At 66.6% G+C, this 22,363-nt stretch carries 18 protein-coding genes; 6 read left to right on the top strand and 12 right to left on the bottom strand.

Going from position 1 to position 22,363, the window contains the following annotated elements; genetic code table 11:
* Window positions 1–4 precede the first annotated feature (4 nt).
* Both J9314_RS09900 and J9314_RS09905 read left to right on the top strand, forming a co-directional pair.
* Window positions 5–907, top strand: a complete 903-nt coding sequence (locus tag J9314_RS09900) for a COX15/CtaA family protein (protein ID WP_246490320.1) — start codon at window positions 5–7, stop codon at window positions 905–907.
* Entirely contained in the window at window positions 870–1,334 is a 465-nt protein-coding gene (locus J9314_RS09905; protein WP_210602272.1) for a VOC family protein, read from the top strand. The genes J9314_RS09900 and J9314_RS09905 overlap by 38 nt, the downstream gene beginning before the upstream one ends.
* A gap of 183 nt (window positions 1,335–1,517) precedes the next feature.
* Here the strand turns inward: J9314_RS09905 and J9314_RS09910 are convergent, their stop codons facing one another.
* Both J9314_RS09910 and J9314_RS09915 read right to left on the bottom strand, forming a co-directional pair.
* Window positions 1,518–2,504, bottom strand: coding sequence for a heme o synthase (locus J9314_RS09910; protein WP_210602273.1), 987 nt, complete (start codon window positions 2,502–2,504; stop codon window positions 1,518–1,520).
* A 96-nt stretch (window positions 2,505–2,600) separates the two neighbouring features.
* Window positions 2,601–3,206 (bottom strand): hypothetical protein, encoded by a 606-nt coding sequence (locus J9314_RS09915; RefSeq protein WP_210602274.1) that lies wholly within the window; start codon window positions 3,204–3,206, stop codon window positions 2,601–2,603.
* A 133-nt stretch (window positions 3,207–3,339) separates the two neighbouring features.
* Here J9314_RS09915 and tkt point away from each other — a divergent pair, with 133 nt between their 5' ends.
* Genes tkt through J9314_RS09930 form a run of 3 tightly spaced genes read left to right on the top strand, consistent with a single transcriptional unit; the run spans window position 3,340 to window position 8,146 of the window.
* Window positions 3,340–5,421 (top strand): transketolase, encoded by a 2,082-nt coding sequence (gene tkt / locus J9314_RS09920; protein ID WP_210602275.1) that lies wholly within the window; start codon window positions 3,340–3,342, stop codon window positions 5,419–5,421.
* The gene (gene tal, locus J9314_RS09925; RefSeq protein WP_210602276.1) at window positions 5,418–6,521 is read left to right on the top strand and encodes a transaldolase; all 1,104 of its coding nucleotides are present in this window, start codon (window positions 5,418–5,420) and stop codon (window positions 6,519–6,521) included. Before tkt ends, tal begins: the two co-directional genes overlap by 4 nt.
* Window positions 6,518–8,146 carry a glucose-6-phosphate isomerase gene (locus J9314_RS09930; RefSeq protein WP_210602277.1) on the top strand — a complete coding sequence of 543 codons (1,629 nt, stop codon included), beginning with the start codon at window positions 6,518–6,520 and terminating at the stop codon, window positions 8,144–8,146. Before tal ends, J9314_RS09930 begins: the two co-directional genes overlap by 4 nt.
* Before the next feature lie 115 nt (window positions 8,147–8,261).
* Here the strand turns inward: J9314_RS09930 and secG are convergent, their stop codons facing one another.
* The 10 genes from secG to J9314_RS09980 form a co-directional block, all read right to left on the bottom strand.
* The gene (gene secG, locus J9314_RS09935; protein WP_181273509.1) at window positions 8,262–8,507 is read right to left on the bottom strand and encodes a preprotein translocase subunit SecG; all 246 of its coding nucleotides are present in this window, start codon (window positions 8,505–8,507) and stop codon (window positions 8,262–8,264) included.
* Between the two features lie 55 nt (window positions 8,508–8,562).
* A complete protein-coding gene (gene tpiA / locus J9314_RS09940; protein ID WP_210602278.1) occupies window positions 8,563–9,348 on the bottom strand; it encodes a triose-phosphate isomerase in 786 nt (261 codons plus the stop codon).
* Window positions 9,349–9,362: 14 nt separating this feature from the next.
* Window positions 9,363–10,583, bottom strand: coding sequence for a phosphoglycerate kinase (locus J9314_RS09945; RefSeq protein ID WP_210602279.1), 1,221 nt, complete (start codon window positions 10,581–10,583; stop codon window positions 9,363–9,365).
* Window positions 10,580–11,581 (bottom strand): type I glyceraldehyde-3-phosphate dehydrogenase, encoded by a 1,002-nt coding sequence (gene gap / locus J9314_RS09950; RefSeq protein ID WP_210602280.1) that lies wholly within the window; start codon window positions 11,579–11,581, stop codon window positions 10,580–10,582. Before gap ends, J9314_RS09945 begins: the two co-directional genes overlap by 4 nt.
* A gap of 9 nt (window positions 11,582–11,590) precedes the next feature.
* Window positions 11,591–12,574: a DNA-binding protein WhiA gene (gene whiA, locus J9314_RS09955; protein WP_025777783.1), complete on the bottom strand. Its 984-nt coding sequence runs from the start codon at window positions 12,572–12,574 to the stop codon at window positions 11,591–11,593.
* A 25-nt stretch (window positions 12,575–12,599) separates the two neighbouring features.
* Window positions 12,600–13,595, bottom strand: coding sequence for a gluconeogenesis factor YvcK family protein (locus J9314_RS09960; RefSeq protein WP_181273505.1), 996 nt, complete (start codon window positions 13,593–13,595; stop codon window positions 12,600–12,602).
* Between the two features lies 1 nt (window position 13,596).
* Window positions 13,597–14,493 carry an RNase adapter RapZ gene (gene rapZ / locus J9314_RS09965; protein ID WP_181273504.1) on the bottom strand — a complete coding sequence of 299 codons (897 nt, stop codon included), beginning with the start codon at window positions 14,491–14,493 and terminating at the stop codon, window positions 13,597–13,599.
* Window positions 14,494–14,569: 76 nt separating this feature from the next.
* Window positions 14,570–16,429: an excinuclease ABC subunit UvrC gene (gene uvrC, locus J9314_RS09970; protein WP_210602281.1), complete on the bottom strand. Its 1,860-nt coding sequence runs from the start codon at window positions 16,427–16,429 to the stop codon at window positions 14,570–14,572.
* A 5-nt stretch (window positions 16,430–16,434) separates the two neighbouring features.
* A complete protein-coding gene (uvrA, locus tag J9314_RS09975; protein ID WP_210602282.1) occupies window positions 16,435–19,305 on the bottom strand; it encodes an excinuclease ABC subunit UvrA in 2,871 nt (956 codons plus the stop codon).
* A gap of 130 nt (window positions 19,306–19,435) precedes the next feature.
* Window positions 19,436–21,934, bottom strand: a complete 2,499-nt coding sequence (locus J9314_RS09980) for a DEAD/DEAH box helicase (protein ID WP_246490321.1) — start codon at window positions 21,932–21,934, stop codon at window positions 19,436–19,438.
* Window positions 21,935–22,002: 68 nt separating this feature from the next.
* On the opposite strand from J9314_RS09980, the gene J9314_RS09985 reads away from it, so the two are divergent.
* Window positions 22,003–22,293 carry a YciI family protein gene (locus J9314_RS09985; protein ID WP_181273500.1) on the top strand — a complete coding sequence of 97 codons (291 nt, stop codon included), beginning with the start codon at window positions 22,003–22,005 and terminating at the stop codon, window positions 22,291–22,293.
* Window positions 22,294–22,363 lie beyond the last annotated feature (70 nt).

Consider the following 22,363-nt stretch of genomic DNA (forward strand, 5'->3'; position numbering starts at 1 on the left):
TGAAGTGGTCACGAAGAAGATCCGCATCGCCGCGTGGGCGATGCTCATCGCCCAGGCCGGGATCATCCTGACCGGCGGCATCGTCAGGCTCACCGGTTCAGGGCTCGGGTGCTCGGACTGGCCCAAATGCACCCCGGACTCGCTCGTGGCCACCAGCGAGATGGGCATCCACGGCGCCATCGAGTTCGGCAACCGCCTCCTCGCGATCGCCCTGGCGATCCTCGGCGTACTCATTGCGCTGATGCTGTGGAGGCATCGGAAGAAGCGTCCCGATCTCTTCTGGCTCGACATCGGCCTGCTCGCCATCGTCCCGGTCCAGGCCGTGGTCGGCGGGATCACCGTGTGGACGAAGCTCAACCCCTGGGTCGTCGCCGGTCACTTCGTCCCCTCGGCCATCGCCGTCGGCGTGGCCGCCTACTTCGTCCGCCGCACCTACGACACGGGCGCCCGTCTGGGCACGAGGGCATCAGCCCCGCTGCCGACGCTGGGCTGGATCATCCTCGCTCTCACGGCGGTCATCGTCGTCTTCGGCGTGCTCACCACCGGCGCGGGCCCGCACTCGGGATCGACGATGTCGACCCGCAACGGACTCGACAACATCTGGATCACCCGGGCCCACGCCTTCCCGGTCTGGCTACTCGTCATCACCACCGTCACCGCCCTCGTGCTTGCGAAGCGAAAGGCTCAGACGGCGATGATCGCCCCGCTCTCGGTCCTCCTCGGCGTTGAGATCGTCCAGGGCATCATCGGCTACGTCCAGTACTTCCTCGGCGTTCCCGAACTGCTCGTGGCCTTCCATATGATCGGCCTCTCCGCTACCATTGCGGCAGCTGTGGCCGTCCTGGACAGCGCCTATCCGAGGAGCACCGATGTCTCGTCCGATCGTTCCCTGTCTGTGGTTTCCTGATCGCGCCGAGGAGGCGATGGAGTTCTACTGCTCCATCTTCCCGAACTCCCGGATCCTCTCCATCGAACGCTATCCCGATGAGTCCCTCGACAAGCATTTCACAGGGATGTCCGGGAAGGTCCTGAACGGCAGATTCGTCCTCGACGGCACGACCTTCGTCTGCCTCGACGGAGGACCCGTCTTCACCTTCAACGAGGCGATCTCACTGACCGTCGAATGCGCCGACCAGGACGAGATCGACCACTACTGGACGAGCCTGTCGGCCTCCCCCGAACATGAGCAGTGCGGGTGGCTCAAGGATCGCTACGGCATCAGCTGGCAGATCGTGCCGGCGAATCTCGCCGAACTCATGACCGGGCCCGCACAGACGCAGGCGCTCATGGGGATGAAGAGGATCGTCATCGACGAGCTCGTCAACGCCGGCTGAGACTCAGCCGTTCCTGCCCAAAAAGCGGGGCTCAAGTGACAATCGGCCCAGTCTGCGCCGAGCAGCCCGGTTCCGAACTTGGGCTATCCAGCTCAGATTGGGCCGAATGTGCAGCCGGGCTCGCCATGAGCCTCCTCTGCGTGTGTGCTTGCGGTGGGAGTGGAGCCTGTTGCGGCTCTCAGCTCACCAGAAGCCGGGGATGAGCGTGTCGACGAAGGGGTCGATGGCCACGGCGAGGAAGAGCAGCGAGAGGTAGGTGATCGAGCCGTGGAAGACCTTCATCGCCTTGAGCGAGGTTCCCTCCTTGCCCTTCTTGGCCCGCGAGACCAGCGAGTAGCACGACCACAGGAACCAGGCGCCCGCGCCGACTGCGACGATCGTGTAGACCGGGCCCATCGGCGCCACGGGGATGAGCGCGAGCGAGCAGGCGATCATCGCCCACGTGTAGAGGATCATCTGGCGGCCGACGGAGGTCGGCGGCACCTTCGACGGCAGCATCGGAACATCCGCGGCGTCGTAGTCGGCTTTGTACTTGATCGCCAGCGGCCAGTAGTGCGGCGGCGTCCAGAAGAAGACGACGAGGAAGAGCAGCACGGGCTCCCAGGACACCCCTCCGGTCACTGCCGACCAGCCGATCAGCACGGGCATGCAGCCGGCCGCTCCGCCCCACACGATGTTCTGCGAGGTGCGGCGTTTGAGAATGAGCGTGTAGAAGACGGCGTAGAGGAGGATCGCCGAGGCTGTCAGGCCGGCGGCCACCCAGTTCGTGAAGCCGCCGAGCCAGAAGATCGACCCGAGGCCGAGCGTCGTCGCGAAGATCAGAGCCGCGCGCGGCCTGATCTCGCCGGTCACCAACGGGCGGTCCTTCGTCCGCTCCATCTTCGCGTCGATGTCGCGGTCGACATAGCAGTTGAACACCGATGCCGACGCCGCAGCCGCGGCACCGCCGATGAGCGTATTGATGACGAGCCAGAGGTTCGGCATGCCGTGAGCGGCCAGGAACATCACCGGGGCGGTGGTGACCAGCAGCAGCTCGATGACGCGCGGTTTCGTCAGGGCGATGTAGGCACTGATGATCGACCGCGGTCGGGTGGAGAGGTTCTGCTCGTCGATGGACCTCTGCAGAGGTCGTTCACTCTGCGCTTCACGGTTCTGACGAAGTTTGCTCACGCCCTCGATTCTACCTCTCGTCGAATATTTTGCCAGTCGGTGCCCACCGTGTCCCCGGCCCTCTTTCAGGTACTGCGGCAGGCCTGTGAGATTCCCTCACCGACGTGCGGAATCGCGAGCGATGCTGATGACGAAGGCCACCGCCGCACAGACGGGCGCCAGCAGGAGAACTTGGACGATGAGCGCTGAGACGAGACTCACCGAGGCGGTCGAGACGTCGCTGCCGAGGACCGCGGTGTCGACGCCGATGCCCACGACCCCGCACAGCACGGAGTAGACGAGCGCGGTGGACGAGACGAGCCCGCCGCGGCGCGCGGTGAGCATGACCACGAGCGCGGCGATGAACGGGATGAGCAGGAGCAGCGTGCCCAGCGCCCAGAGGATCAGGGCGCCGAGGTCGAGGCCTCCGCGCAGCGGCTGCCCGAGTGTCGAGGACACGGCGATCGTGGCGAGGATGAGCAGCACCGGAATGCTCACACCGACCCGGGAGACGAAACGGCGCGCGCCCAGGGTCTGTGCGGCCACCTCGGCGAAGTCCGGGCGGCGGACCGAAGCGAGCTTCGAGCGTTCACGTGCGACTGCGACGGCGTCACGACTCGGCTTCGCTCCTCGGACCACCGTGTCCCCTTTCGCATTCGAACTGTTCGTCGTCGGCTCCTCGCGGACTCCGAGGGCGGAGTCACGCGGTGTGTGCGAAACCACACTCTACCCGTCGGTAGCCGGAATGTCTCGCTCCGTCGCCGACCACCGGATGCGGACGCTCAGCACGTCGGGCTTCCGGCGCGGTAGAGTTTGAGTGCACGCTCTTCAGACGAACGAAGGATCGCTCGACGACATGACATCTCTGTCCTGGACTGAACTCGACAACCGCGCTGTCGACACCGCCCGCCTCCTCGCCGCCGATGCGGTCCAGCGGACCGGAAACGGACACCCGGGCACCGCGATGAGCCTGGCGCCCATCGCGCACTACCTCTACCAGCACGGACTCAATCACGACCCGGCCGACCCGACATGGGTCGGCCGTGATCGTTTCGTCCTCTCCTGCGGTCACAGCTCGCTCACTCAGTACGTTCAGCTCTACCTCGCCGGCTTCGGCCTCGAGCTCGACGATCTCAAGGCCCTGCGCACCTGGGGATCACTGACCCCCGGCCACCCTGAGGTCGGTCACACCGCCGGCGTCGAGATCACCACGGGCCCGCTGGGCTCCGGCCTAGCCTCGGCGGTGGGAATGGCCATGGCCTCGCGCCGCGAACGCGGACTCTTCGACCCCGACGCCGCGCCCGGGACCTCTCCGTTCGACCATTCGATCGTCGTCCTCGCCTCCGACGGCGACCTCGAGGAGGGCGTGTCCGGTGAGGCCTCGTCCCTGGCCGGAACACAGGAGCTGTCGAATCTGCTGGTGATCTGGGACGACAACCGCATCTCCATCGAGGACGACACCGCCATCGCCTTCGGCGAGGACACCGCCGCGCGCTATGCCGCCTACGGCTGGCACGTCCAGCACGTGGACTTCACCGCCGGGGACGACTACCACGAGGACATCGAGGCCTTCCACGCCGCCGTCGAGGCCGCACGAGCCGATTCGCGCCCGTCATTCATCCGCCTGTCCACGATCATCGCGTGGCCGGCCCCGAACGCTCAGAACACGGGCGGTTCGCACGGTTCGGCACTCGGCGAGGACGAGATCCGCGCGACGAAGGAGGTCCTCGGCTTCGACCCCGAAGCGACCTTCGTCGTCGACGATGAGGTCCTCGCCCACACCCGCCGGGCCCTCGACCGCGGTCGCGCCGCCCACCAGGAATGGAACGGGGCCTTCGCAGCGTGGCGGTCCGCCAACCCGGACAATGCCGCACTCTTCGACCGCCTGACCAAGCGCGAACTGCCCGACGGACTCGACGCGGCCTTCCCGGTCTTCGAACCGAGTGAGAAGGGTGTCGCCACGCGTGCCGCCTCCGGCCAGGTGCTCAACGCGATCGCCGAGACGATGCCGGAGCTGTGGGGCGGTTCGGCCGACCTCGCAGGATCGAACAACACGCTGATCAAGGCTGAGCCGAGCTTCCTCCCGTCGCATCGTTCGACCGGGGCGTTCGCCGGAAACGAATACGGTCGCAACATCCACTTCGGAGTCCGCGAATTCTCCGCCGGCCTCATCGGCAACGGCATCGCCCTGCACGGCGGCACGCGCCCGTACAACGGCACGTTCCTCGTCTTCAGCGACTACCAGCGCCCGGCCGTGCGCCTGGCCGCTCTGCAGCAGCTGCCGAACCTGTTCATCTGGACCCACGACTCCATCGGCCTCGGCGAGGACGGTCCGACCCACCAGCCGATCGAGCACCTCTCCGCCCTGCGTGCGATCCCCGGCCTCGACGTCGTCCGCCCCGCCGACGCCAATGAGACGGCGGTCGCCTGGAGGAAGATCCTCGATCGCACCGACGGCCCCTCCGGCCTCGTCCTCACCCGACAGGCCGTGCCGGTCCTCGACCGTGAGAAGTACGCTCCCGCCTCCGAGGCGGCACGCGGCGGCTACGTGCTCACCGACACCGGTGACGAACCGCAGGTCGCAATCATCGCCAGCGGCTCCGAGGTCGCCATCGCCCTCGAGGCGGCGCAGGCGCTTGCGGAGGCAGGCACCGCGGCACGCGTGATCTCGATGCCGTGCCAGGAATGGTTCGACGCTCAGCCCGAGGAGTACCGGAACACGGTGCTGCCGCGCGACCTCAGGGCACGCGTGAGCATCGAGGCCGCCTCGTCGATGAGCTGGCACAAGTACCTGGGCGACGCCGGACGCGCCGTGTCGATCGAGCACTTCGGCGCCTCGGCCGACTACGCCACCCTCTACGAGAAGTTCGACATCACCCCGGCCGCCGTCGTCGACGCCGCACGGGAATCGATCGCAGCGGCGGAGGGACAGGCATGAGCGAACGTCTCGACCAGCTCAGCCGGGCCGGCGTCTCCATCTGGCTCGACGACCTCTCCCGCACCCGGCTCGAGTCCGGGGACCTCTCCCGACTCATCGATCACTCTGCGGTCACGGGAGTGACGACGAACCCGACGATCTTCGCTGCCGCGATCTCGGCCGGCAACGACTACGATTCGGCGATCGCCGAGCTCGGCCGGCAGGGGGCGGACGTCGATGCGGCCATCGAAGCCCTGACCACCGCCGACGTGGCCGAGGCGGCACGGCTGCTGCGCCCCGTCTACGACGACACCGACGGTGACGACGGTCGCGTCTCGATCGAGGTCGCACCACCGCTGGCCCATGATGCCGAGGGCACTGTGGAGTCTGCGAAGGCGCTGTGGCAGAGTGTCGGCGAACCGAACGCGATGATCAAGATCCCGGCCACCGAGGCGGGGCTGCGCGCGATCTCCGACACCATCGCCGCGGGCATCAGCGTCAACGTCACCCTCGTGTTCTCGCTGACTCGGTACCGGCACGTCGTCGAAGCCTTCGTCCAGGGCCTGGAGAAGGCGCGCGCTGCCGGTCACGACCTGTCGACGATCCGGTCGGTCGCCTCGGTGTTCGTCTCCCGGGTGGACTCCGAGGTCGACGCCCGACTCGACGCCCTCGACTCCCCCGCCGCGGCCGATCTCAAGGGCCGCGCCGGAATCGCGAACTGCGTGCTCGCGCACGAGATCCATTCGCAGCTGTTCACCTCGGAGCGATTCAGGGTCCTCGAACTCGCCGGCGCCAAGCCGCAGCGTCTGCTGTGGGCGTCGACGGGAGTGAAGAATCCCGACTACCCGGACACGATGTACGTCACCGGGCTCGTCTCTCCCGACACCGTGAACACCATGCCCGAACCGACCCTCGAGGCCTTCGCCGATCACGGCGAGGTCTCTGGACAGATCACTGCCGAGGACTACCGGGCCGCCGACGAGGTCTTCGACTCGCTGGCCCGCCTCGGCATCGACTATGCGGAGGTGATGACCGTGCTCGAAGAGCAGGGACTGCAGAAATTCGACGTCAGCTGGACCGAACTCCAGGACACGGTCCGGACGGCGCTGGATCGATCATGAGACTCGACCTCGATGTTCCCGTCGCCGCAGAGTTCGACGCCGAGGCCGCGCGCCTCATCGACGCCCGGGTGGCCTCCCGCCTGCGCAGCCAGGATGCCGAGCTCTTCGCCGGTGCGACGGATGCGTCAGAGCGTATGGGATGGGTCGATCTGGCGGAGCACTCCGAGGAGCTGCTGACCAGGATCGAATCGCTGCGGTCCGAGCTGAGCGAACAGGGGCTGCGCACGATCAGCCTCGCCGGAATGGGCGGTTCGTCACTGGCGCCCGAGGTGATGGCCGCCGCGGCGGGCGTGCGCCTCGAGGTCGTCGATTCGACGGACCCGAATCAGGTCGCCGAGGCGGTCGGCACCGACCTCGAACACACCGTCCTCGTCATCGCCTCGAAGTCCGGGACCACGGTGGAGACCGATGCGGTCAGGCGCAGCTTCACCGCGGCCTTCGAAACCCGCGGAATCGATCCCGCGTCCCGGATGATCGCGATCACCGATCCCGGCACCCCACTCGACCGGCTGGCCGCCGACGAGGGCTTCCTCGCGACGTTCCGTGCCGACGCCACCGTCGGGGGACGCTTCAGCGCCCTGTCCGCGTTCGGACTCGTGCCTGCCGGACTCGCGGGTGCCGATGTCCGCGCCATCGTCGCCGAGGCGGCCGCCGCCTCCGATCGTCTGTCCGCCGATGAGGCGGACAATCCGGCTCTGCGCTTCGGAACATGGCTGAGCATCGGCCATGCCCGCTCCACCGAGAAGCTCGTCCTCGCGGAGACCGAACCAGCGCTCGGCGGACTTGCGGCCTGGGTCGAACAGCTCGTCGCCGAGTCGCTGGGCAAGGACGGTCAGGGAATCCTGCCCGTCGTCGTGGACTCGACCGATGACATCGGTTTCAGCGATGCCCGCGCCGATGCCCTGCTGTGCCTGCTCGGACCCTCCGAGACACCCGAGCTCGGTGCCCCCTCCGGCTTCGAAGCCGTGGTCGACGGCAGCCTCGGTGAGCTGTTCCTGTTCTGGGAATATGCCACCGCGATCGCCGGCTACAGCATCGGCGTCAATCCCTTCGATCAGCCGGATGTCGAGGCTGCGAAGGTCCAGGCCAGGCACCTGCTCGACCAGCCCGATTCGGGGCAGTCGACCGAACCCGCGTTCCGCGAGGGAGAGATCGACGTCGTCGCGGTCGTCGGCGAGGCCACGGATCTCGTCGGGGCACTGCAGGAGCTGTTCGCCGAGGTCGACGAGTACGGCTATGTCGCAATTCAGGCGTACCTCGACCGCCTCGCCGATGCCGAGGCGGCCGCCTTGCGGCCCCTGGTCTCCACGCATGCCGGTGTCCAGACGACCTTCGGCTTCGGGCCGCGCTACCTGCATTCGACAGGGCAGTATCACAAGGGCGGCCACCCCAACGGCGTCTTCCTCCAGATCACCGGCGACGCTCGCACCGACCTGCTGGTGCCCGGCCTCGGCTACGGGTTCGCTCAGCTGCAGCGGGCGCAGGCGGCCGGAGATGCGGCGGCGCTCGGTGACAAGGGACGTCCGGTGCTGCGGCTGCATCTGAGCGACCGCACACGCGGACTCGAGCAGCTCGCCGAGGCGATCGGGCGCATCAGCCCCCGACACCACTTCGGCGTCGACTGACTCGTCTCACGTACCCCCGGCGGTGCACACACTGAGAGGGACCCCGACCATATCGGTCGGGGTCCCTCTCGGTGTGACCGGGCCCGCCGCTGGTGCGGCCGGACCGGCGTGGTCCTCAGGAGTTGAAGCGGGTGAGGACGCCCAGCAGGATGATGCACGCGGCCCACACGATCGCCATGAGTGTGGTGAAGCGGTTGAGGTTGCGCTCGGCGACTCCCGACGAACCCAGCGAGGACGACATTCCGCCGCCGAACATGTCGGACATGCCACCGCCCTTGCCCTTGTGCATGAGGATCAGCAGGGTGAGGAAGATGCTCGTGATCACGAGCAGCGCGATGAGAATGATGTTGAGGATTTCCACGTCGGATTCAACCTATGTTTCGTCGAGGGTGTCGTCGAGTGATGCGTCTGTCAGTCTACTTCGCGACCGCGGCCTTGCACAAAGCGGCGAAGTCGGGTCCGCTGAGGCTCGCTCCGCCGACCAGTGCGCCGTCGACGTCTGCCGAGGCCACGATCTCTGAGACGTTGTCGGTCTTGACCGAACCGCCGTAGAGGATCCGTGTCGATGCGGCCATCGCGTCGCCGTACCTCTCGACGAGTCGGGCGCGGATCGCCGCTGCCATCTCCGCGGCGTCGGCAGCCGTGGCTGTCTCCCCCGTGCCGATGGCCCAGACGGGTTCGTAGGCGATGACGAGTCCGTCGAGCTCATCCGCACCGAACCCGGCCAGGGACTCCTCGAGCTGTCCGAGGGTGAAGTCGATGTGGGTCCTCTCCTGCCGCTGTTCGAGCGATTCGCCCACGCACAGGATCGGAGTGAGATCGGCCGACAGCGCGGCGCGGATCTTCGCGGCCACGATCTCGTTCGTCTCGTGGTTGTCGGCGCGCCGTTCGCTGTGGCCGATGACGACGTAGGCGCACCCGAGCCGGGAGAGGAAGGACGCGGCGATCTCACCGGTATGCGCCCCGGGCTCGTGCTGGGAGACGTCCTGGGCTCCGTACTTCAGCCACAGTTTGTCTCCCTGGACGAGGGTCTGCACCGAACGGATGTCGGTGTAGGGCGGGATGACGACGACCTCGCAGCTGCCCTCCTCGAGTTTGGCGTCTTCGAGGGCCCACGCGAGTTTCTGCACGCTCGAGATCGCCTCGAGGTGGTCGTGGTTCATCTTCCAATTTCCTGCCAGCAGCAGGGTGCGGTCGCTCATTGTCGTCTTCTTCCTCACGCGAGTGTTTCGAGTCCGGGCAGCGTCTTGCCTTCGAGGTATTCGAGGCTGGCTCCGCCGCCGGTGGAGATGTGGCCGAAGTCGTCGTCGGCGAAGCCGAGGCTGCGCACAGCCGCCGCGGAGTCTCCGCCTCCCACGACGGTCAGTCGCTGGGCCGCCTCGGTGCCGGCATCGGTCGTCAGCGCCTGCGCGACGGCCTTCGTTCCGGCGGCGAATGCCGGGAATTCGAAGACGCCCATGGGGCCGTTCCAGAACACTGTCGCCGATGACCGGATGATCTCTGCATAGGTCTGAGCCGTTTCTTCCCCGATGTCGAGTCCGAGTCCGTCGGGTCCGGCCGGGGTGTCCTCGAGTGCGGTCACCGGGCGCACCCAGTGCTCGGCGTCGGCGGCGAACGAGGCCGCCATGACGATGTCGGTGGGCAGCACGATGCGCGCTCCCCCGGCCTCGGCGCGGTCGAGGTAGCCTTTCACATCGTCGATGCGGTCGGACTCGAGGAGGCTCGACCCGATGTCGTGGCCGAGTGCGGCGAGGAAGGTGAAGACCATGCCCCCGCCGATGAGGAGGTTGTCGGCCCGATCGATGAGGTTGTCGATGACTCCGAGCTTGTCCGAGACCTTGGATCCGCCGAGGACGACGGTGAACGGTGGTTTCGGATCGTTGAGGAGTCGGTCGCTGACCTCGACCTCGGCGCGCACGAGTGAACCGGCGTAGTGCGGCAGCAAGGCGGCGATGTCGTAGACGGAGGCCTGCTTGCGGTGGACGACGCCGAAGCCGTCGGAGACGAAGTCATCGGCGAGGGCCGCCAGCTGTGCGGCGAATTCCCTGCGCTCGGACTCGTCCTTCGACGTCTCACCGGGGTTGAAGCGGAGGTTCTCCAGCAGCAGCACCTGACCGTTCTCGAGTCCCGCGGCCTTGGACTGGGCATCCTCGCCGACCGTGTCAGCTGCGAAGGCGACGTCGCGTCCGATCGCCGTGGCGAGTTCGGGCGCGATCGGCGCGAGGGAGTACTGGGGGTCCGGGGTGCCCTTCGGGCGACCCAGGTGCGACATCACGATGACCTTGCCCCCCGCCTCGGCGAGGTCCCGGATCGTCCCGGCCGATGCCAGGATGCGACCGCGGTCGGTGATCGTGCCGTTGTCCATCGGCACGTTGAGATCGCTGCGGACGAGTACCGTATGACCGGCGAAGATGCCCGCATCGTCGAATGTCCTCATGAGTCCCTTTCGCTGAGAATGTAGCTGACCATGTCCTTGAGCCTGTTCGTGTAGCCCCACTCATTGTCGTACCAGGCGACGACCTTGATCTGGTCTCCCAGAGCCATCGTCAGCTTGGAGTCGACGATCGCCGAGGCGGTGGTGCCGACGATGTCGGTGGAGACGAGTTCATCGGTGGAGTAGTCGAGATAGCGCGAGTCCTCCGCGGCCGCACGCAGGATCGCGTTGACCTCGTCACGGTCGGCGCTGCGGCTCGGAGTGAAGGTGAAGTCGATGATCGACCCGGCGGGCACGGGCACCCGAATCGCGAGTCCGTCGAGCTTGCCGGCCAGGTGGGGCAGGACGCGGCCGACGGTGCGCGCGGCACCGGTGGTGGTGGGGACGATGTTGACAGCTGCGGCGCGGGCGCGACGGAGGTCCCGGTGGGGTCCGTCGACGAGCATCTGGTCGCCGGTGTAGGCGTGGACGGTGTTGAGCAGACCGGATTCGACGCCGATCGCGTCGTCGACGGCTTTGACGACGGTGGCCATGCAGTTCGTCGTGCACGAGGCATTCGAGACCACGGTGTGAGCCGAGGGGTCGTAGTCGGTTTCATTGACGCCCATCACGAAGGTCGCGTCGACGTCCTTGCCGGGGGCCGAGAGCACGACAGTGGACACGGTGCCGCCGAGGTGGGCCTCGGCCTGGTCGCGCCGGGTGAAGCGGCCGGTGGATTCGACGACGAGTTCGACGTCGTGCGCCGACCAGTCGATGGATGCGGGTTCGGCCTGGCTGAGCACAGCGACGCGGCGACCATCGATGGTCAGCGAATCGTCGGCGACCTCGACCTCGTGGTCGAAGCGCGGCCACACGGAGTCATGGGTGAGCAGGTGTGCGAGCGTTGCGGTGTCGGTGAGATCGTTGACGGCGACGACCTCGAAGTCGGTGTCGGGGGTCAGGGACAGACGGAGCAGGGCACGACCGATGCGGCCGAAGCCGTTGATGGCGATTCGTCTCATGCCTCGATCTTAGCGATCTTCGAGCATTTCGGGGGTCAGACTGGCTTCGGTGCCGGGAATTCCCAGTTCCTCTGCATGCTTGTCCGCCGTCGACAGCAGCCGTCGGATCCGACCGGCCACAGCGTCCTTGGTCATCGGCGGGTCGGCGAGCTGTCCGAGCTCTTCGAGGGAGGCCTGTTTGTGGGTGACTCTCAGCTGCCCGGCGTAGCGGAGGTGCTCGGGGACCTCGTCACCGAGGATCTCGAGGGCACGTTCGACGCGGGCACCGGCGGCGACGGCGGCACGGGCCGAACGGCGCAGGTTCGCATCGTCGAAGTTGGCGAGGCGATTCGCGGTGGCGCGGACCTCTCTGCGCATCCGCCGCTCCTCCCACACGAGAACCGCGCTGTGGGATCCCATCCGGGTGAGCAGGGCGGCGATGTCGTCTCCGTCGCGGATGACGACGCGGTCGACTCCGCGGACCTCGCGGGCCTTCGCGCTCAGGCCCAGACGGCGGGCCGCGCCGACGAGGGCGAGGGCCGCCTCGGGGCCGGGGCAGGTGACCTCGAGCGCCGAGGATCGGCCGGGTTCGGTCAGGGAGCCGTGGGCGAGGAACGCCCCGCGCCAGGCGGCTTCTGCGTCGGCGACGGAGCCGTTGACGATGGCCGAGGGCAGGCCGCGCACGGGACGCCCGCGGTTGTCGACGAGGCCGGTCTGGCGGGCCAGGGCACCGCCGTCGCGGGTCACCCGCAGCAGGTAGCGGTTCGACCGGCGGATTCCGGCGGCGTTGATGACGACGATGTCGGCGTGCTGGCCGTAGAGGTCCTTGATCTCTGCGCGCAGCCGTTTGGCGGCCTGAGCCGTGTCGAGTTCGGCCTCGAGCACGATCGAGCCGTTGACGAGGTGGAGTGCCGACGAGAAGCGGAAGATCGACGAGACCTCGGCCTTGCGGGCGGAGGTGCGAGTGATCGTCACCCGCGCCAACTCGTCCTTGACCTGAGCGGTCAGTGCCATAGTTCGTCCTCCTGCACCCGATGTCCTACCACTGCTCGGCGACGCCGATCCCGGCGTCCACCAACATGTCACGGTAGCATGCCGCGAGTTTGAGGCTGTCATGCTGACCCTGCCTCCTCGACCGCAGCGGATGCTCCCACAGCTTCGCATCGAACATGTCTGCCGCCCGCTGGGCAAGATCGGGTTCGAGCTCGGTGGCCGCCTCGTCGACGAGGACGTAGTCCAGACGCAGGGACGGAGCGTGACGGTGCAGTGAGACGAGGTGCTCGCCGAGGCTGAGGTCCTTCGTCTCCCCGTCGGTGGAGCTGAGGTTGAGCGTGAGCGATTTCACCGCCGTCGAGGCGACGATGGCTTCGGCCAGGGAGGGCACGAGCAGGTGCGGCATCACCGAGGTGTACCAGGATCCGGGCCCCAGGTTGAGGACATCGGCTTCGCGGACGGCGTCGATGGTCTCGTAGCGGGCCGGCGGCGCAGCCGGATCGAGTCTCACCGTCTCGACGTGACCGCGGGTGGAGGCGAGCACGGACTGGCCGCGGACGACCTGGAAGGAGCCGGGGAACTTCACATCGGCTTCGATCGTCAGCGGCACGGAGGACATCGGCAGCACTCGGCCGTGGGCACGGAGCAGGCGGGCCATCCAGTCGAGGCCGGCCACATGGTCGCCGTGGATCTGCCACAGCGCGGCGATGAGGAGGTTGCCCACGGCGTGGCCGGAGAGCTCACCATCGGATTCGAAGCGGTGCTGGATCACATCACGCCAGGTCTGACCCCAGGTTCCGTCATCACACAGGGCCGCCAGCGCCATCCGCAGGTCGCCCGGGGGCAGTCCGCCGAGTTCGTCGCGCAGGCGTCCCGAGGAGCCGCCGTCATCGGCGACGGTGACGACGGCGGTGAGGTCCTCGGTGAGCAGTCGGAAGGCCCGCAGCGCCGCGTAGAGCCCGTGTCCGCCGCCGAAGGAGACGATGTTCGGTCCCTCGTTCTGGGCGCTCGAGGAGATCACGGGAAGATCTTCGGTCTCCATGTCATTCTCTCCCCAGATCGCGATGACGCACGGTGATCGGGATTCCGGTCTGCGCGGACAGGAGTTTGCCGACGCGTTCGCTGATCGCCACCGAACGGTGTTTGCCTCCGGTGCAGCCGATGCCGATCATCGCGTACCCGCGGCCCTCGTGCAGATAGCCTTCGGCCACTGTGGCCAGGGTCGCAGCATAGCGTTCGATGAACTGCTCCGCGCCGGGCTGCTCGAGCACATAATCGGCGACATCCGAGTCGAGCCCGTTGTGTCCGCGCAGATGCGGGATCCAGTACGGGTTGGGCAGGAAGCGGACGTCGGCGATGTGGTCGGCGTCCTTGGGCAGACCGTATTTGAACCCGAAGCTCATCACCGTCAGACGCAGCGGCGGGGTGTCGTCGTCGCTGAAGCGCTTGCGCACCTCGGCGGAGAGCTGATGGACGTTGAGGTCCGAGGTGTCGACGATGATGTCGGCTCGGTGCCGCAGGCTCTCGAGTTGGGCCTTCTCGGCTTCGATGCCGTCGAGGAGGGTGCCGTCTGCCTGCAGCGGATGGGGTCGCCTGGTCGATTCGAAGCGGCGGACGAGGACCTCGTCGGAGGCTTCGAGGTAGAGGATGCTCAGCGACAAGCCCTGATCGAGGAAGTCGCTGATGGTCTCCTGCAGCTCCGTGTACTTCGTGCGTCCCTTGGCATCGATGACGATTGCGATCTTCGGCAGCGCTCCGTCGGCGCGGGCGACGAGTTCGACCAGCGGGCGCATCATCTGCGGAGGCAGGTTGTCGACGACGTACCAGTCCATGTCCTCGAGCACATTGGCCACGGTGGACCGCCCCGCCCCGGACATGCCGGTGACGAGCACGACCTCGATGGGATGGTCGGAACCGTTCGGTTCGGCCGGTGTACTCACACGTCCTCCTCTGTCTGCGCCTCGGCGGTTCGGGCACTGTGCCTCTCGGCACTACTCTAGGCCAGATCGGACCTGCTCAGTCGGCGAGGGCGGCGGCGATCTTCTCGGCCAGCGCGGGACCGATTCCCTTGACCTCGCAGATCTCGTCGAGGCCCGCGGCGCGCACCTTCTTCACGGATCCGAAATGCCGCAGCAGGGCGGTGCGTTTAGACTCCCCGAGGCCGGGAATGTCGTCGAGGACGGAGCTCGTCATCGCCTTCGCCCGTTTGGAACGGTGGTAGGTGATGGCGAAGCGGTGGGCTTCGTCGCGGAGACGCTGCATGAGGAACAGGCCTTCGGAGTTGCGCGGCAGGATAACCGGGAACGGATCGTCGGGGACCCAGATCTCCTCGAGACGCTTGGCCAGGCCGACGACGGAGATGTCGACGATGCCGAGGTCGCTCAGCGCTCTCATGGCCGCCGCCACCTGAGGTCCCGCGCCGTCGACGACGAGGAGGCTGGGACGGTAGCCGAAGCGCTCGTCGGGCTCCTCGGAGGTCATCTGTTCGAGGTAGCGGCTGAAGCGACGGGACACGACGTCGTACATCGAGGCCGTGTCATCGGCTGCGGCCTCGCCGTGGATGGCGAAGTGCCGATAGTCGCGCTTCTTGGCCATACCGTCCTCGAAGACGACGAGGGACGCGACGACGTTCGACCCCTGGGTGTGGGAGATGTCGATGCATTCGATCCGCAGCGGTGCCTCGGGCAGCCCGAGGTGCTCCTGGATCTCCTTGAGTGCCTGGCTGCGTGTGGTCAGGTCGGAAGAGCGTTTGAGCTTGTGCTGGATCAGCGCTTCCTTCGCGTTCTTCGTCACGGTCTCCAGCGCCGCCTTCTTCTCTCCGCGTTCGGGCACCCGCACCGTCACTCGCGACCCCCGCTGCTCGCTCAGCCAGGCTTCGAGCGATTCGAGGTCGGCCGGCAGCGTGTCGACGAGGATCTCCTTCGGGATCGCATCCGCGTCGAGGCCGGAGTAGGCCTGGCGCAGATAGTCCGTGGTGAGTTCGGCCGGGGTGTGGTCGTCGGAACGTTCGATGATCCAGCCCCGTTGGCCGCGGATGCGGCCCTGCCGCACGTGGAAGACCTGCACCGAGGCTTCGAGCTCTTCGGTGACGAGGGCGAAGATGTCGCAGTCGGCGCTCACCGACAGGACGACCGCCGATTTGTCGAGCACTTTCTGCAGGGCTGCGATCTCGTCGCGCAGCTTCGCGGCGCGTTCGTAGTCGAGGTCGGCCGCGGCGGTCGCCATCTCCTTCTGCCGGTAGCTGATGAACCGGCCGGTGTTGCCGGACATGAAGTCCGAGATGCTGCGCGCCAGCTCCTTGTGATCGTCCTTGCTGATCTGGCCGACGCAGGGAGCGGCGCATTTGTCGATGTAGCCGAGCAGGCAGGGGCGTCCGCTGCGCTCGGCGCGACGGTACACGCCCGGGGTGCATGTGCGCATCGGGAATGCCCTGAGCAGCAGGTCGAGGGTGTCCTTGATCGCCCACACCTGGGCGAAGGGGCCGAAGTACTTGACGCCCTTCCGGCGTCTGCCGCGGGTGATGTACGCCCGCGGCACCGCGTCGTTCATGGTGATCGCCAGGTACGGGTAGGACTTGTCGTCGCGGAACATGACGTTGAACCGCGGATTGAACTCGTTGATCCACGTCCATTCGAGCTGCAGGGCCTCGACCTCGGTGTCGACGACGGTCCATTCCACGGAGTTCGCGGTGTGGACCATCGTCGACGTCCGCGGGTGCAGCTGCGCAGGATTCGCGAAGTACGAGTTCAGCCGGTTGCGGAGGTTCTTCGCCTTCCCGACGTAGATCACGCGGCGATCGGGGTCGCGGAACTTGTAGACCCCTGGCGAGGTCGGGATCGACCCCGTGGCCGGACGGTAGCTGGACGGATCGGGCATGCTGATCAGCGGTTGAGCATCGGCTTGAGGAATCGGCCAGTGTGCGAGGCGCTCACCTCGGCGACCTCCTCGGGCGTGCCCTGGGCGATGATCTGTCCGCCGCCGCGGCCGCCTTCGGGGCCGAGGTCGATGATGTGGTCGGCGTTGCCGATGACGTCGAGGTTGTGCTCGATGACGATGACCGTGTTGCCCTTGTCGACGAGTCCCTGCAGGACCATGAGCAGCTTCGAGATGTCCTCGAAGTGCAGCCCCGTGGTCGGTTCGTCGAGGACGTAGACAGTGCGTCCGCGTGAGCGCTTCTGCAGTTCGGCCGCGAGTTTCACGCGCTGGGCCTCACCGCCGGAGAGGGTGGTCGCCGGCTGCCCGAGGCGGACGTAGCCGAGCCCGACCTCGACGAGGGTCTTGAGATGACGCGAGATCGCGGGGATCGCGGCGAAGAAGTCGCTGGCCTCCTCGATGGGCATGTCGAGGACCTCGGCGATGTTCTTGCCCTTGAAGGTGACCTCGAGGGTCTCCCGGTTGTAGCGGGCGCCCTGGCAGACCTCGCAGGGGACATAGACGTCGGGCAGGAAGTTCATCTCGATCTTGATGGTGCCGTCGCCGCTGCAGTTCTCGCAGCGTCCGCCCTTGACGTTGAAGGAGAACCGTCCGGGCAGGTAGCCGCGGACCTTCGCCGATTCGGTCTCGGCGAAGAGCCGGCGCACATGGTCGAAGACCCCGGTGTACGTGGCGGGGTTCGACCGGGGCGTCCGACCGATCGGCGACTGGTCGACGTGGACGACCTTGTCGAGGTTGTCCAGTCCGGTCACCCGCTTGTGGCGGCCGGGGACTCTCGAGGCACCGTTGAGGACGTTCGCCATCTGTGTGTAGAGGATCTCGTTGACCAGCGTGGACTTGCCGGAGCCGGATACGCCGGTGACGGCAGTGAGGACGCCGAGCGGGAAGGACACGGTGACATCGCGCAGGTTGTTCTCCACGGCCTTCTCGACGGTGACCATGCGGTCCTTGTCGACGGGTCGGCGCGTGGTCGGCATCTGGATCCGGCGGCGACCGGCCAGGTAGTCGCCGGTGACCGATCCGTCTGCGTCTCTGAGCCCGGGGACGGGGCCGGAGTAGACGACCTCTCCCCCGTGTTCGCCGGCGCCGGGGCCGATGTCGACGATCCAGTCCGCGGATTCGATGGTGTCCTCATCGTGTTCGACGACGATGAGCGTGTTTCCGAGGTCTTTGAGCTTGTTGAGGGTCTCGATGAGTCTGCGGTTGTCGCGCTGGTGCAGCCCGATCGAGGGTTCGTCGAGGACATAGAGGACGCCGACGAGGCCCGAACCGATCTGAGTGGCCAGGCGGATGCGCTGCGCCTCACCGCCGGAGAGGGTGCCCGCGGCGCGGTTGAGGCTGAGGTAGTCGAGGCCGACGTCGAGGAGGAAGCCCAGACGGGCGTTGATCTCCTTCATCACCTGAGCCGCCACGGCGGCGTCACGATCGCTGAGTTCGAGCGAGGAGAGAAAGGTCGCAGCCTCGTCGAGGGCGAGTTCGGAGACCTCGGCGATCGAGCGGTCACCGACCTTGACCGCGAGGATCTCGGGTTTGAGTCGGGTCCCGTCGCAGCTCGCGCATGGGATCTCGCGCATATAGGACTCGTAGCGTTCGCGCGACCAGTCCGATTCCGTCTCATCGTGTTTGCGCTGGATGTACTGGTAGACGCCCTCGAAGCCCGTCGAGTAGGTCCGCTCCCGGCCGAAGCGGTTCTTGTATTTGACGTGGACCTTGTAGTCCTTGCCGGTGAGGATCGCGGACTTCGCCGACTTCGGCAGCTTGTTCCACGGCGTCTTCATGTCGAAGCCGAGTTCGTCGCCGAGGCCCTTGAGCAGACGGTTGAAGTACTTCGAGACCTGTTTGCCGCCGGACCAGGGCGCGATCGCACCGGCACCGAGGCTGAGGTCCTCATCGGGGACGACGAGGCTCTCATCGACCTGGAGGCGGGTGCCGATGCCGTCGCAGGTGGGGCAGGCGCCGAAGGGCGAGTTGAAGGAGAACGACCGGGGCTCGATCTCGTCGATCGCCAGCGGGTGTTCGTTCGGGCAGGACATGTGTTCGGAGAAGGTGCGCACCGTGGCCTCGTCGACGAGTTCGACGTCCATGCGGCCGTCGGCGAGCCCGAGTGCGGTCTCGACGGAGTCGGTCAGGCGCGGACGCATCCCCGATTTGGCGACCAGGCGGTCGACGACCACGGAGATCGTGTGCTTGTACTGCTTCTCCAGGGTCGGCGGATCGCTGAGGGTGATCTGCTCGCCGTCGACGACTGCTCGGGAGAATCCCTTGGCCTGGAGCTCGGTGAAGAGGTCGACGAACTCACCCTTGCGCGAGCGAACGACGGGAGCGAGGACGAGGAACTTCGTGCGTTCGGGCAGCTCGAGCAGCTGGTCGACGATCTGCTGCGGAGTCTGCTTCGTGATCACCTCACCGCAGACAGGGCAGTGTGGGACGCCGATGCGCGCCCACAGCAGACGGAGGAAGTCGTAGACCTCGGTGATCGTTCCCACGGTCGAACGCGGGTTGCGCGAGGTCGACTTCTGGTCGATCGACACCGCTGGGGAGAGTCCTTCGATGAAGTCGACATCGGGCTTGTCCATCTGCCCGAGGAACATGCGGGCGTAGGAGGACAGGGATTCGACATAGCGTCTCTGGCCCTCGGCGAAGATCGTGTCGAACGCCAGTGAGGACTTCCCCGATCCGGACAGACCGGTGAACACGACCATGGAGTCGCGCGGCAGGGCGACCTCGACGTTCTTGAGATTGTGCGCCCGCGCACCCTTGACCCACAGCGTGTCGAGATGGGAGACGCCTGGCACTTGCTCACCGTTATTGGTTTTCATCACCTGACCACTGTATTACTCGGCACTGACATTGCTTCATTCGCGGCGTCCTCCGCCGCAGCCACGGAGGTGGTCGCAGCTCCTGCGCGCACCTGCGCGGGGCACGACATCGCCTGCGGATCGGGGTTCTTCACCGGCCGATCTCGCCGACGGAGACGATGCGCAGCACGATGTCTCCGGCGTCGTCGCTCGCGGCCACGTCCACCTCGGCGTCGATGGCCCAGTCCCGGTTCCCTTCGGGGTCGGCCAGGATCTGGCGGACGTTCCACGTGGAGGAACCGGGTTCGATGTCGATATATTCCCGACCGCGTGCCGACTGGTCGATGAGCAGATCGCCGTATTCGTCGTAGAAGTCCTCGATCGCGTCCTCCCAGGCCTTCGCGTCGAAGCCCGAATCGGCATCGAGACGACCGAGTTCGGTGTAGTCGGCGCGTTCGGCCAGGAGCACACGATGGAACAGGGCATTGCGGATCTCGACGGTGAAGACCTTCGTGTTCTCGGAGAATCGCCGCTCGAGATCGGGCAGCTCGTCGGCGTCGAAGCCGGTCGGGTCGAGTCCCTGCAGGGTCCGCCATTCGTCGATCAGGGAGGAGTCGGTCCGGGCGATGGTCTCTCCGAGCCATTCGATGATCGTCGACAGCTCCTCTGTGCGGCTCTCATCGGGCACGTTGTGCAGCAGCGCCCGGTAGACGTCGGTGAGGTAGCGCAGCAGGCTGCCTTCGGCCCGGGCGAGGGAGTAGTAGCCGACGAACTGGGTGAAGCCCATGGCCTGCTCGATCATGTCGCGGACGACCGATTTCGGTTCGAAGCCGCCGCCGCGCAGCCATGGGTGGGTCTCGACGAAGTGGTCGAACGCGGGTTCGAGGACGTCGGCCAGCGGCTTCGGTCCCTCGAGCTCGTCGAGGATCGCCATGCGTTCGGGGTAGTCGACCCCTTCGGCCTTGAGTTCGGCGAGGGTGTCCGCCTTGATCCGGTCGAGCTGTCCTTTGAGGATCTGGAACGGCACCGAGGTGGTCGATTCGACGATCGAGACGACGTCGAGGGCGTACGTCTCGTCTTCCTCGTCGACGAGATCGAGGGCGGCGAGGACGAATGGCGCCAGCGGCTGGTTGAGCGCGAACTGGGGACCGAGGTCCTGGGTCGGCAGCAGTTCGTCTCCCCTGCTGTCGATGAGGCCGGCGTCGATGAGGGACCGTCCGATGCTGATGGCGGTGAGTTTGAGGTCGAGCCTGCGTTCACGGCTTTCGTGGGTCTTGTCGATGAAGTCGCTGATGGTCGACACGGTCGATCCGGGGCGGGCGACGAGGTTGAGGATCGTCGAGTGGTCGATCTTCATCCGCGGGCGCAGCGTTTCGGATTCGCCGGTGATGAGTTTGTCGAAGGTCTCTTCAGACCAGCCGACGAATCTGGCCGGCGCCGCCTTCTTCTTCACCTTCTTCTTTTTCTTCTTGTCATCGTTCGCCGCCTTCGCCTCGGCCCTGAGGTTGTCGATGACGTGTTCGGGAGCCTGGGCGATGACGTACCCGCGGGTGTCGAAGCCCGCACGGCCGGCGCGTCCGGCCAGCTGCTGGAATTCGCGGACGCTGAGCCTGCGCATCTTGCGTCCGTCGAACTTCGTCAGCCCGGTCAGCAGCACCGACCGGATGGGCACATTGATGCCCACCCCGAGGGTGTCCGTGCCGGAGATGACGAGCAGGAGGCCCTTGAGGGCGAGCTGTTCGACGAGGCGGCGGTACTTCGGCAGCATCCCGGCGTGGTGGACGCCGACTCCGTGGAGGAGCAGCTTGCGCAGGTTCTGCCCGAACCCTTTGGAGAAGGCGAAGCCTTTGATCGCCTCCGCGACGGCGGCTTTCTGCTCCTTCGAGGCGAGATCGACCGAGAGCAGATTCGTGGCGAGGTCGATCGCACCGCTCTGCGAATAGGAGACCACGTAGACGGGAGCCTTGTCACCCCGGACGAGTGCGCGCAGCGTGTCCGAGAGCGTCTCCGTCGAGTACTCGTATTCGAGCGGCACTGGTCGTGTCGCGGAGGTGATGACGGAGGAATCGCGGCCCGTGGTCTCCCGCATCGTCCGCTGGATCTCCGTGGTGTCGCCGAGTGTGGCGGACATGAGGACGAACTGTGCCTGCGGCATCTCGAGCAGCGGCACCTGCCATGCCCAGCCGCGAGAGGGGTCGGAGACGTAGTGGAACTCGTCCATGACGACCATTCCCGCGTCGAGCAGTCCGCCCTCGCGCAGCGACTGATTCGCGAGGATCTCTGCCGTGGCGCAGATGACCGGAGCATCCCCGTTGACGGTGGAGTCGCCGGTGATCATGCCGACGTTCTCGGCACCGAGCGCGCCGATGAGGGAGAAGAACTTCTCGCTGACGAGTGCCTTGAGCGGAGCCGTGTAGTAGGCGCGGATGCCGCGAGTGTAGGACTGGTAGAGGGCGAAGAGCGCGACGAGTGACTTCCCGGAGCCTGTCGGGGTGGCCATGATCGTGTTGTCTCCGGCGAGGATGGTGAGGAACGCCTCGTCCTGGGCCGAATAGGGTTCGACGCCGATCTCCGCGCAGTATTCGCCGAAGGACTCGTAGACGGAGTCGTCGTCGGCGAATTCCGCCGGGATCTCCTGCAATCTCGCCACGCTGATGCACGGACCTTTCCGATTAGACTGATTCGTGTTCAATCCTAATAGCCGAACGGAGCTCATCGATGCCAGTCTTCGCCGCCACCTACACCTATGGTCCGGACACCGCCACTCGGATGGACAACCGCCCGAGTCATCGCCAGTGGCAGTCGGACCTCGTCGAGGCCGGGGTGATCCTCGCCTCCGGTCCCCTCGATGACGAACCCCAGCCGGGTGGCCTCCTGATCTTCGCCGCAGCCGACCGCGCGGAGGTCGAGCGCCACCTCGCCGAGGATCCCTACGCGTCGATCGGAGTCATCGAATCCGTGTCCGTGCGCGAGTGGACACCGGTCTTCGGGCCGTTCTCGAACGGCTGAGTCTCGAACCGACCGAGTCTCAAACCGACCGACGATGCGCGAGCGGGGCCCGTCCTGATGATCAGGACGG

The organism is Brevibacterium oceani (assembly GCF_017948325.1).
GTDB classification, from domain to species: Bacteria; Actinomycetota; Actinomycetes; order Actinomycetales; family Brevibacteriaceae; genus Brevibacterium; species Brevibacterium oceani.